Genomic DNA, 11,722 nt, shown 5'->3' with positions numbered 1-11,722 from the left:
AATTGTTTAGATTTGTAAGAAAGCGAATTATACATGGTTCGCAAAGTAATAAATAATCATCAGTATTTTTGGTGATACACACAAAAACAATCTACCAGTTTGGCGATAGAAAAAATTATTTTAGGAATTGATCCAGGAACCACAATTATGGGTTTCGGACTGATAAAAGTTGTTGGTAAAAAGATGGAATTTATTCAAATGAATGAATTAATGTTAAAGAAATACGACGATCATTATCTAAAATTAAAACTCATTTTTGAACGAACCATAGAATTGATAGACACTTACAATCCGGATGAGATTGCTATTGAAGCACCCTTTTTTGGTAAGAATGTACAATCGATGTTAAAGTTAGGTAGAGCGCAAGGAGTTGCGATGGCTGCAGGTTTATCTCGCGAAATTCCGATTACAGAATACTTGCCTAAGAAAATTAAAATGGCAGTTACCGGAAGCGGAAGTGCAAGTAAAGAGCAAGTGGCTTTGATGTTAAAATCTTTATTGAATTTAAAAACATTGCCTAAAAATTTAGATGCAACAGATGGTTTAGCGGCTGCAGTTTGTCATTTTTACAATTCGGGTAAAGTTGTTGGTGGGAAAAACTATACAGGTTGGGCCAGTTTTGTAAAACAAAATGAAAAACGGGTTAAAAAGTAAATTTTCAAGGAACATTTATCAGTAATCAATTATCAGAAATAATGAAATTACCAAATAATCCGTTACAGAATAAATCTTATGACCTTGCATTGTTAATTGTAAAACTTAGCAAGAAGTTAATGATAGAAAAGAAAGAATATGTTTTGTCAAAACAGATTTTAAGAAGCGGAACTTCAGTTGGAGCCAATATCGTTGAAGCTAACGGTGCTATTTCTAAGGCAGATTTTTCTGCTAAAATGTCAATTGCTTATAAAGAATGTTTAGAAACAAAATATTGGTTGCATTTATTAAAAGATAGTGACGATTTAGAACTTGTTGATTTTAATATTTTATTTGAAAAAGCTGATGAGATTGGGAGAATTCTTTTTTCAATTTTAAAAACGACTAGAATTAATAAGCAATCGTGATAATTGATAAAAGATAACTGAATTTATGTCTGGAATTTATATACATATACCGTTTTGTAAACAAGCATGTTTTTATTGCGACTTTCATTTTTCTACTTCGTTAAAGAAGAAAGAAGATATGATTTTGTCTTTAATTAAAGAGATAGAAATTAGAAAAGACGAATTAGAAAATTCAATTATAGAAACCATTTATTTTGGAGGAGGAACACCATCTGTTTTAAATACGGAAGAAATTCAAACTTTAATTGATGCTGTTTATAAAAATCATACAGTAGTTGATAATCCAGAAATTACGCTAGAGGCAAATCCTGATGATTTATCAGAAGAAAAAATTATACAACTTTCTAAATCACCCATAAACAGACTAAGTATTGGTGTTCAATCTTTTTTTGAGAAAGATTTACAACTGATGAATCGTGCGCATAATTCATCCGAAGCAAAAAAATCATTAGCTATGGTAACGCGCTATTTCGATAATCTTTCTGTCGATTTAATTTACGGAATTCCGGATTGTACAAATGAGGAATGGAGAGAAAATATACAAACGGCTTTGAGTTTCGGAATTCCACATATATCTAGTTATGCCTTAACGGTAGAACCAAAAACAGCTTTAGACACTTTAATTAAAAAAGGTGAAATTAAAAATGTTGATGAAGAAAAAGCGCAAGAACAGTTTTATATTTTAATTGAAGAATTAAAGAGAGCCAATTTTGTGCATTACGAATTATCAAACTTTGGTAAAGAAGGTTTTTTTAGTCAAAATAATTCGTCTTATTGGTTGGGTAAATCTTATTTAGGTATTGGTCCTTCTGCACATTCGTTTAATGGTATTCAACGAAGTTGGAATGTTAGAAATAACACAAAGTATATTAAATCTATTCAAGAAAATAAACTTCCTATAGAAAGAGAAACGTTAACAAAAGTGGATGGTTATAATGAATATATTATGACAGGTTTACGAACTATTTGGGGAGTTTCTTTAGATAAAATTGAAAAGGATTTTGGAGAAAAATATATAAAATATTTAGAAAAACAAGCTGATAAATATTTGCAACAAGAATTACTAATTCTAGAAAACCGAATTTTAAAAACAACTCAAAAAGGAAAGTTTTTATCAGACGGAATTTCTTCAGATTTATTTATGGTTAATTAGTTTTATCAGTCTTTTATTTTTGTTAAATGTTAAGATTAGATTTGCTATAAAGGCAGAAATCAAAATTTAAAAACTTATATTTGAGTTTGTAGTATAATTTAAAAATTACTGAAATAAGTTTAGCATAATGAAAGCAACTATAGAATATAATTCTAGAAAAATAGAAGTTAACATATCTAATCCTATAGATATTTCAATTCCTATAGATATTAAGAAAGAAAATGTAAATGCTTGGTATATAGAAGACCCAAAAATTTTCCCAGAATCGGTAGATGGTTATGATATAAGCGTTGCAAATGGTGCTGTGGTTAATTTTAATAATATTCATTTTAATCCACATTCTCATATTACACACACAGAATGTGTTGGGCATATTACAAAAGAGGTACACTCCGTAAATCAAAATTTAAAATACTTTATTTTTCTTGCAGAAGTTGTAACTGTTGTACCAGAAAACAATGGTAAAGATTTCTTTATTTCTGAAAAACAATTAAAAACAGCCTTAAAGAATAAGAAAAGAGATGCAATTGTAATTAGAACTTTGCCTAATTTAAAAGATAAGAAGTCGATGAAATATTCGAATACAAACCCGCCTTATTTATTAGAAGAAGCTGCCATTTATTTAAGAGAAAAAGGGATAAAACATTTATTAATAGATTTACCATCTGTAGATAAAGAAAAAGATGATGGAGAACTTTTAGCTCATAATGCTTTTTGGAATACTGCAGGAGAAATTCGTATGAATGCTACAATTACAGAATTTATTTATGTGCCAAATGAAGTAGAAGATGGGGAGTATTTATTAAACTTAATGATTGCACCATTCGAAAATGATGCAACACCAAGTAAGCCTGTTTTGTATAAGATTATAAAGTAAAACTTTATTCTAAAACCACTTTTTACGTTTAAAATACCAAACAGAAACAATGGTAATTAGTACCATAACTGCTAATAAAATAAAGTAACTATATTCATATTTTAATTCCGGAATATTGTCAAAGTTCATTCCGTAAATTCCTGCTAAAAAAGTTAGAGGAATAAAAACAACAGACAATATAGTTAAGGTTTTCATTACTTCATTTAAGCGATGTCCTTGTATACTAAAAATTAAGTTTATCTTACTTTCTAATTCTTGTAACTCAAAATCTATATTAGAAATTAAGTTATTGGTTTGTTCCTTTAATTCGCTAAAATATTTTACATCAAAACCATCAATTTCAATTTTTTCTAGCTTAACAATAGTGTCTTTTAAACTCATTGTTGCTTTCTTAAAATTGAATAGTTCTTGCTTTCTTTTTTCAACTAAAGAAGTAAATTCTGGTGTAGGTTTAATATGTGTAGAATTTAATTTATCTGCACTTAATTCTGCATTTTCTTCATAAGTATCTTGGTAGTTATCTATAATCGATTCTAATAATAAAAACAATAGATAATCTGCTCTTTTCTTTCTAACAATTCCTTTATTACCTTCTAAACGTTCGCGAATCCAATTAAAATAATCGCCAGATTTTTCTTGAATAGACCATAAAAAGTCTGCAGAAACAATAAAAACCATTTGTTCAGAATCTAATTTATTACTTGTAGTAATTAAAACTCGTGTGGTAATAAAAAGTAAGTTATCTAATAAAATAACTTTATTAGGATGCTCTTCATCACTTAATAATTTAATTAAAAAATCGTCTAATTTATTTTGAACAATAACTTGCTTGTAGGCATCATGAAATTTAATTCCATAGGTGTTTAGCCACTTTATAGTTGTCTTATTTTCTAAAAAATCAATTTCTGAAACTGAAGTAAAATCAGTTTTCTCATAATTACTATGAGAGTAACTGATAATTGTAGTATTGTCTAAAAAATCATTTTCCGTCATATAAAATAGTTGTAAATTTGATAGATAAAGATACTTTTTATATTGTAATAATATCAATTTTAAAATAAAGAGTTTATGCATATAGAACAATTAAGAGATTTTTGTATTGTTAAAAAAGGTGTGACAGAACATTTTCCTTTTGATGAATCTACGTTGGTTTTTAAAGTGATGGATAAAATGTTTTTACTCACAGGATTAAACAATTGGGAAAAAGGCGAACAAAAGATCAACTTAAAATGTAATCCAGAAAAAGCAGAAGAATTACGAGGAGAATATGAAGGTATTATTCCGGGTTTTCACATGAATAAAAAACATTGGAACACAGTAATCTTAAACTCTAGTGATGTTTCAGATGATTTAGCAAGAGAATTGATAAACCATTCTTACGATTTAGTTGTATTAGGTTTAACTAAAAAACAAAAAGAAACTTTAAGTAACTTATGATAGTGCATAAAGAAGAAATTATAAAAAAGCATTGCTATACAAAGTTGGTTTACGAAAGGATAAACAAGAAATTAAAAACTAATTTTTCTAATGATGAAAGCGAAACGCTGATTAAAAAAATATTAGAAGAAACCACTTTAGAAAACTATATTAAAAAAGGGAAGAATTTTTATATTTCTAATAAGCAACATACAATTAGAGTTACTATTAATTCAAATACTTTTAGAGTAATAACAGTAGATAGAATTACAAATAAACTTATATAATTTGTGAAATGAAAAAGCAAGAACTCAGAAAAATTTACAAACAAAAACGTACAGATTTAACTGCAGATGAAATTTTAGCGTTTCAAGAAAATATCTATGAACAAATTTATGATTTAGATACTTCTGGTGTTAAAAATGTGCATTTGTTTCTGTCGCTAACCAAGTTTAAAGAAATAAATACGCAACCAATTATCAATTTTTTTAGAAAACGACATAAAAAAATAGTAGTAAGTACCTGTAATTTTAAAGACAATACACTTTCTCATTTCTATTTAGAAGAAGATACTGTTTTAGAGTTGAATAAATTTGGCGTTCCAGAACCCATAAATGCAGAACAAGTTGATGAAAAAGAACTCGATCTTATTTTTGTTCCGCTTTTAATATCCGATGAATTAAATTACAGAGTTGGTTACGGAAAAGGGTTTTACGATAGGTTTTTATCAAAATGTACAGAAGAAGCACAATTTATTGGTTTAAACTTTTTTAAACCTATTTATCAAATTAAAGATTCAGATGAATTTGATATTCCTTTACACCAAGTAATCTATCCCAAATAAACTTTAAGACACCTATTATTCTTTGTAAATTTGCTTTAGAAACAGAAAGCAAATGATTGTACAAGGAAATATTGTAGACATACAAAACAAACGAATTTACAAAGGAGAAGTAGAGGTTATCAACGGAAAAATTTCTTCTATTAAAGAAGTAAATCACCACCAAGAAAATTACATTCTACCTGGTTTTATAGATGCACACATCCATATAGAAAGTTCTATGTTGGTGCCATCTGAGTTTGCTAAAATTGCTGTAAAACACGGTACCGTTGCAACGGTTTCCGATCCGCATGAAATTGCCAACGTTTTAGGCGTTAAAGGTGTTGAGTTTATGATTGAAAACGGAAAGAAAGTTCCGTTAAAATTCAATTTTGGCGCACCAAGTTGTGTGCCTGCAACTTCTTTTGAAAGTGCTGGTGCAATTATAGATGCTGATGATATTAAATTGATGATGGAAAACCCAGACATTAAATATTTGGCAGAAATGATGAATTATCCTGGTGTTTTGTTTGATGATGCTGAGGTTCTAAAGAAAATTGAACATGCTAAAAACAATAACAAACCAGTTGATGGTCACGCTCCGGGTTTAAGAGGAGATGATGTTACCAAGTATATTGCAGCCGGAATTTCTACAGATCATGAGTGTTTTTCTTATGATGAAGCTTTAGAAAAGCTACAAAAAGGAATGAAAGTAATTATTAGAGAAGGTTCTGCAGCCAAAAACTTCGAAGCTTTAATAGATTTATTACCAACGCATTTCGAAAATATGATGTTTTGTTCAGATGATAAACATCCAGATGATTTGTTGTTAGGGCATATCAATCAACTTTGTGAAAGAGCCGTTGCCAAAGGAATCGATGTTTTTAAAGTATTGCAAGCAGCGTGTATAAACCCTATAAAACATTATAATTTAGATGTTGGTTTCTTACAAAAAGGAGATGATGCCGATTTTATTTTGGTAGATAGTTTAGAGAAATTCAATGTTTTAGAGACTTATATTAATGGAGAATTGGTTGCTAAAAACGGAGAATCTTTTGTAGAATCTGTTCCTTTTGAGGTTTTAAATAATTTTAATACGGATAAAAAAGAAGTATCAGAATTTAGATTCGATTCGTCTTCAGAAAAAATTAGAGTTATTGAAGCTTTAGATGGTGAATTAGTAACCAACCAGATTGAAGCAGCTTCTTTAATTGTAGATGGAAACTTAATTTCAAACACAAAAACTGATGTTTTAAAAATGACGGTTGTAAATCGTTATAAAAATGATACGCCTGCAATTGCATTCATCAAAAATTTCGGATTAAAAGAAGGTGCTATTGCAAGTTCTGTTGGTCACGATTCTCATAATATTATTGCCGTTGGAGTTTCTGATGAAGATATTTGTAGAGCCGTAAATTTAATCATCGAAAATAGAGGAGGAGTTTGTGCTGTAAATGCAAGGGAGGAAAAAATAGTTTCGTTACCAGTTGCCGGAATCATGTCTGATTTATCTGCGGAAGAAATAGGAAGGTCTTATGCTGCCTTAGATACAATGGCAAAAGAAATGGGTAGTAAGTTAAGAGCGCCTTATATGAGTTTATCTTTTATGGCGTTATTGGTAATTCCGTCTTTAAAATTATCTGACAAAGGTTTGTTTGATGGAACTTCGTTTAAATTTACTTCTTTAGAAATAGAATAATGAACTGTCATTGCGAGTTTACGAAGCAATCTCATTTTATAGATAGCGGTTATTCGTCTATATGAAATGAGATTTCTCAATCGTTAAAAAGCTCATTTCGAAATGACAATAATGCTTTGACATTTCTGCACAGACAGGAATTTACAATAAGAAATTGAAAAAACAATTTGTTTGATAATGACAATATGTTTGCAAACAGGTTTAGCCCTGATTGAACGGTTTGTTTGAGCTCTTTTTTAGCCTTTTTTGGGCTAAAAAAAGCGAGTAGTGAAAGCAGGAAATAGCTTCTAGTTAAAATTTTATCAAATTCTTAATTTTTAACGTACTTCTTTGCAAATTAATTAGTGTTTTTCAATTAAAAATGTACTTTTGTGCAACAAAAAATATATTATGAGTTTACAACAAGATTTAGAAAATAGAAGTGGAAATAAATGCGAATTATGTACTTCAACAGATAATTTAGCAATTTATGAAGTTAAACCAACATCAACAGTTGGGGGAAGTGGAGTAGATGGAAGTTTGCTAGCTTGTGAAACTTGTAGAACTCAAATTGATAATGCAGACCAAACAGAACCAAACCATTGGCGTTGTTTAAACGATTCTATGTGGAGTGAATATAGAGCTGTAAAAGTGGTTGCTTGGAGAATATTATCTCGTTTAAGAAACGAAGGTTGGCCAAAAGATTTACTAGACATGATGTATTTAGAAGATGACGATTTACGTTTTGCAAAAGAATCTGGAGATCATTTAGATGATAGCGAAAAAATTATTCACAGGGATGCAAATGGAGCTATTTTAGAAGCTGGAGATTCTGTAGTTTTAATTAAAGATTTAAAGGTAAAAGGATCTAGCATGGTTGCAAAACAAGGAACTGCAGTGCGTAGAATATCTTTAGATCATGAAAATGCAAAATATATAGAGGGTAAGGTTGGACCAACGCAAATTGTAATTATTACAGATTACGTTAAAAAGATGGCAGAAAAAGAGTAATATTTTATACCCTAGGTGGGCGTTTCTTTTTTGTGCTACTTAGAGCTTGTATTAAGCTAAGTAGAAATCTAATAAACGTTTATTTACCTACATATAACATTAGAATCTAATTTAATGATTCTTAAAAATAGTCATATAAACATCTAGAAGTTTTCTAATTGTTTTTATGACTATTTTTTTTAATTACTAAACTACATCAGAATTAGTTATATCTATTTTAAAATAGTTTGTAGTGCTTTTTTTAGTGATAAGGAGCTGTTAATACTTGTTTTTGATACTTTCTGCTGCTGTATAAAAGAAACTGGCTAAGAGTTTTTAAAACATACGCTAGGATTTGTTTTTTACTTATTTATTTTAAACTATTTCTTAATTGTAGGGTTAGTGTAGTTTTCTTTAAATAAATAATTTATAGGCACAAAAAAAACAACCACCAACAAATAAATTGTTGATGGTTGTTTTTATTATAATAAAATGTATAACGAACTATTTATTATTTTTGAATTCTGATTGCTACTCTTCTAGCTAATTGTCTAGCTTCTTTAGTTGCAGTAGCGTCTTCACCTTCACCTTTGTGAGATAATCTGTTAGCGTCTACACCAGCAGCAACTAAAACATTGTATACTGTTTTAGCTCTTTTTTCAGATAAAAATTTGTTGTAACCTTTTGGTCCAGTTTCATCAGCATAACCAATTAATTCAGCTTTTGCAGAAGAATTATTTTCTAAGTATGTTTTTAAGAAGTTGATTGCACTTGTAGAACCAGTTTGAACGTTAGCTCTGTCAACATCAAAATAAACGTTTACATAACCGTTCTCAATTAATTGCTTAGCAAAATCAACATTTTTAGATCCAACACTTTCTATTGTAGCGTATCTAGAATCTAATTCAGAAACAAGTTTAGCTTTAGTAAAGTCTTTTGCTTTTAAATCAGCAATTTCTTCTTCAGCATCTTTTAAACGCTTGTTGATAGCTTCTAATTCGCTTTTTTCTGCTACTTCTACATCAGAATAGTACCAGTCTGCATGTTGCTCATGTTTCCCTAAAGAAATATTTACACCAACAGAGTAGTTAACAATACCTCCACTAATTCCATTTTTTGTAGTAGTACCTGTACCGTCAAAAGAACGATTTTGGTAAAAGTTACTTATTCCAGATACATCTGCAAATAAAGAAACACGATTAGATAATTTAAATTGTGGTGTTATACCTGCAATTAATTGACGCATTTTATCAGCATCAGTATCTATTGGCTCTGAAGAATATAATCTAGAGATTCCACCACCAGCATGTACTAATAAATTGAAGTCTTTTGTCCAACTTTTAAAGTTTAAAAGATTACCAGCATTTATAACTCCTTCTATACTTCCTCTGTAATAGTTAGATTTAAAAGGGTTGTTTCCGCTAGCTTCACTAATGTTGTTGTAACCTAAATCTAAACGTAAACCAAATCTTTCGTTAAACATGTATCTAGCACCTATGTTTGCTTGCCAGAAATCTGGATTGTTTGTTCCATATCCTGGTGCTACTGAACCTACAATTGTTTGTACACCGGCACCAACATCGATAGACCATTTGTTAAAATCTTGCGCACTTGATTGAAAAACGGAACCTATTAATAATGCCCCTAAAATTAATCTTTTCATTTTTTTTGTTTTTAATTATAACTGTGATTTTGGTTGCAAATTTACAATATTTTTTGTATATACAAACAATACTTTCTTTATAATAAAAATAGTTACCCTATAAACGGAGATTTAAAGAGTAATTTATAGATGTTAAGTAGTATTGTACTTGCCCAGTTTACTTATTGTTGCAATTATTAAAATTCTCTTTTTTTACATAAAAAATGATTAGAATGTTGTTATACAAGTGTTTTATCAAACAATTGTAGCATAAACAGTTGTATCGTATTCAAATAAAAATCTTTTAATTGCTATGGAAATTAGTGTTTTATTTTGATAATTCTGTAAAGAATTTATAAAAATAAGGAATTGTTTCTATCCCTTTTAGGAAATTAAAAACGCCAAAATGTTCATTTGGAGAGTGAATTGCATCAGAATCTAGCCCAAATCCCATTAAAATAGTCTTACTTTTTAAGTGTTGTTCAAATAAGGCAACAATAGGGATGCTACCACCACTTCTTTGCGGAATAGGTGTTTTACCAAAGGTAGTTTTATATGCTTTGCTTGCTGCTTTGTATGCTATATTATCTATTGGTGTAACATAACCTTGCCCTCCGTGGTGTGGTGTTACTTTTACAGTTACTGCTTTTGGTGCAATACTTTCAAAATGGTTTTTAAATAATTGTGTAATTTCTTTCCAATCTTGATTTGGTACTAAGCGCATAGAAATTTTTGCAAATGCTTTGCTAGCAATTACTGTTTTTGCACCTTCTCCCGTATAACCTCCCCAAATTCCGTTTACATCTAAGGTAGGGCGAATAGCATTACGTTCGTTTGTAGAGTATCCTTTCTCTCCATAGACTTCATCAATTTTTAAGGCATCCTTATATTTATCTAAAGAAAATGGAGCTTTTGCCATTTCTGCTCTATCTTCAGCAGATAACTCCTCTACATTGTTATAAAAACCAGGTATTGTAATATGATTGTTTTCATCATGTAAAGAAGCAATCATTTTGGTTAAGATATTAATAGGATTGGCAACGGCACCACCATATAAACCAGAATGTAAATCTCTATTAGGGCCTGTAACTTCTACTTCTACATAGCTTAAACCACGTAAACCTGTTGTAATAGAAGGAATATCGTTGGCAATCATACCAGTGTCAGATATTATAATAACATCATTGGCTAATTTTTCTGTGTTTCTTGGTACAAACCAAGCTAAACTTTTAGAACCAACTTCTTCTTCACCTTCAATCATAAATTTTACGTTACAAGGTAAGTTTCCTGCAGATGTCATGTATTCTAATGCTTTTACGTGCATATACATCTGTCCTTTATCATCGCAAGCACCGCGAGCAAATATTGCTCCCTCTGGATGAATTTCTGTTTTTTTGATAACAGGTTCAAATGGAGGAGAGGTCCATAATTCAATAGGATCTGCAGGTTGCACGTCATAATGACCATAAACTAACACTGTAGGTAAATTTTTATCAATAATTTTTTCTCCGTAAATAATAGGGTATCCTGGTGTTTCACACATTTCTACCTTGTCACATCCTGCTTTTTTAAGGCTTTCTAGTACAAAATCGGCAGTTAGTAAAACGTCTTTTTTGTAGGCAGAGTCAGCACTTACAGAAGGTATTTTAAGTAAATCGACTAACTCATTTAAAAATCGTTGTTTGTTGTCTTTTATATAAGATTGAATTGTATTCATTAGGGATGTTTTTTATTTCTTCATCAAAAGTAGAAAAATAATTATGAACTGCTTTGCAGTTTCGAACTATTGTTTATATTTGCACCCCAATTTAATGGTAAAGTTGCAGGCGTGGTGGAATTGGTAGACACGCTAGACTTAGGATCTAGTGCCGCAAGGTGTGAGAGTTCGAGTCTCTCCGCCTGTACAAAGAGCCGAAGATTTATCTTCGGCTCTTTTTTTGTTATTGATGATTTAGCAATCGGGCTTACAGATTGAATAAAATGGTTTAAGCTACATCGTAAAATCGAGCCTTTAAAGCAAGTGAAAGTTTTTATTTCTTCTGAATACAGATTTTTACTGTTTATTTTCTACTTGATAGCATTTGC

General features: G+C 30.0%; 12 protein-coding genes and 1 tRNA gene. 10 read left to right on the top strand and 3 right to left on the bottom strand.

Annotated features, from left to right (window positions below):
• Positions 1–99: 99 nt before the first annotated feature.
• From ruvC to GQR92_RS10145, 4 genes are all read left to right on the top strand, one after another.
• Positions 100–654, top strand: coding sequence for a crossover junction endodeoxyribonuclease RuvC (gene ruvC, locus GQR92_RS10160; protein WP_105049418.1), 555 nt, complete (start codon positions 100–102; stop codon positions 652–654).
• 41 nt (positions 655–695) lie between these two features.
• On the top strand, positions 696–1,061 hold the full coding sequence (locus GQR92_RS10155; RefSeq protein WP_158839231.1) for a four helix bundle protein: 366 nt from the start codon (positions 696–698) through the stop codon (positions 1,059–1,061).
• Positions 1,062–1,086: 25 nt separating this feature from the next.
• Entirely contained in the window at positions 1,087–2,214 is a 1,128-nt protein-coding gene (hemW, locus tag GQR92_RS10150) for a radical SAM family heme chaperone HemW (RefSeq protein ID WP_158839230.1), read from the top strand.
• A gap of 127 nt (positions 2,215–2,341) precedes the next feature.
• Entirely contained in the window at positions 2,342–3,091 is a 750-nt protein-coding gene (locus GQR92_RS10145) for a cyclase family protein (RefSeq protein WP_158839229.1), read from the top strand.
• A gap of 9 nt (positions 3,092–3,100) precedes the next feature.
• Here GQR92_RS10145 and GQR92_RS10140 read toward each other — a convergent pair whose 3' ends face one another.
• The gene (locus tag GQR92_RS10140) at positions 3,101–4,084 is read right to left on the bottom strand and encodes a CorA family divalent cation transporter (protein WP_158839228.1); all 984 of its coding nucleotides are present in this window, start codon (positions 4,082–4,084) and stop codon (positions 3,101–3,103) included.
• A 75-nt stretch (positions 4,085–4,159) separates the two neighbouring features.
• Here GQR92_RS10140 and GQR92_RS10135 point away from each other — a divergent pair, with 75 nt between their 5' ends.
• The 5 genes from GQR92_RS10135 (at position 4,160) to GQR92_RS10115 (ending at position 8,016) form a co-directional block, all read left to right on the top strand.
• Positions 4,160–4,528, top strand: coding sequence for an MmcQ/YjbR family DNA-binding protein (locus GQR92_RS10135; RefSeq protein WP_158839227.1), 369 nt, complete (start codon positions 4,160–4,162; stop codon positions 4,526–4,528).
• On the top strand, positions 4,525–4,794 hold the full coding sequence (locus GQR92_RS10130; protein ID WP_199269125.1) for a DUF3781 domain-containing protein: 270 nt from the start codon (positions 4,525–4,527) through the stop codon (positions 4,792–4,794). The genes GQR92_RS10135 and GQR92_RS10130 overlap by 4 nt, the downstream gene beginning before the upstream one ends.
• Positions 4,795–4,802: 8 nt before the next feature.
• Positions 4,803–5,351 (top strand): 5-formyltetrahydrofolate cyclo-ligase, encoded by a 549-nt coding sequence (locus GQR92_RS10125; protein ID WP_158839226.1) that lies wholly within the window; start codon positions 4,803–4,805, stop codon positions 5,349–5,351.
• A gap of 52 nt (positions 5,352–5,403) precedes the next feature.
• Complete coding sequence (ade, locus tag GQR92_RS10120; RefSeq protein WP_158839225.1) at positions 5,404–7,026, top strand: adenine deaminase; 1,623 nt, start codon at positions 5,404–5,406, stop codon at positions 7,024–7,026.
• Between the two features lie 390 nt (positions 7,027–7,416).
• The gene (locus GQR92_RS10115) at positions 7,417–8,016 is read left to right on the top strand and encodes a PhnA domain-containing protein (RefSeq protein ID WP_158839224.1); all 600 of its coding nucleotides are present in this window, start codon (positions 7,417–7,419) and stop codon (positions 8,014–8,016) included.
• 490 nt (positions 8,017–8,506) lie between these two features.
• Here the strand turns inward: GQR92_RS10115 and GQR92_RS10110 are convergent, their stop codons facing one another.
• Together GQR92_RS10110 and GQR92_RS10105 are read right to left on the bottom strand one after the other, a co-directional pair.
• Positions 8,507–9,658 (bottom strand): OmpA family protein, encoded by a 1,152-nt coding sequence (locus tag GQR92_RS10110; protein WP_158839223.1) that lies wholly within the window; start codon positions 9,656–9,658, stop codon positions 8,507–8,509.
• Positions 9,659–9,965: 307 nt separating this feature from the next.
• On the bottom strand, positions 9,966–11,354 hold the full coding sequence (locus GQR92_RS10105) for a dipeptidase (RefSeq protein WP_158839222.1): 1,389 nt from the start codon (positions 11,352–11,354) through the stop codon (positions 9,966–9,968).
• 105 nt (positions 11,355–11,459) lie between these two features.
• On the opposite strand from GQR92_RS10105, the gene GQR92_RS10100 reads away from it, so the two are divergent.
• Positions 11,460–11,541: transfer RNA gene (locus GQR92_RS10100), tRNA-Leu, on the top strand.
• The last annotated feature ends 181 nt before the right edge of the window (positions 11,542–11,722 follow it).

The organism is Polaribacter sp. L3A8 (assembly GCF_009796785.1).
Taxonomy (GTDB): Bacteria; Bacteroidota; Bacteroidia; order Flavobacteriales; family Flavobacteriaceae; genus Polaribacter.
This window is presented reverse-complemented; position numbering and strand designations above follow the sequence as displayed.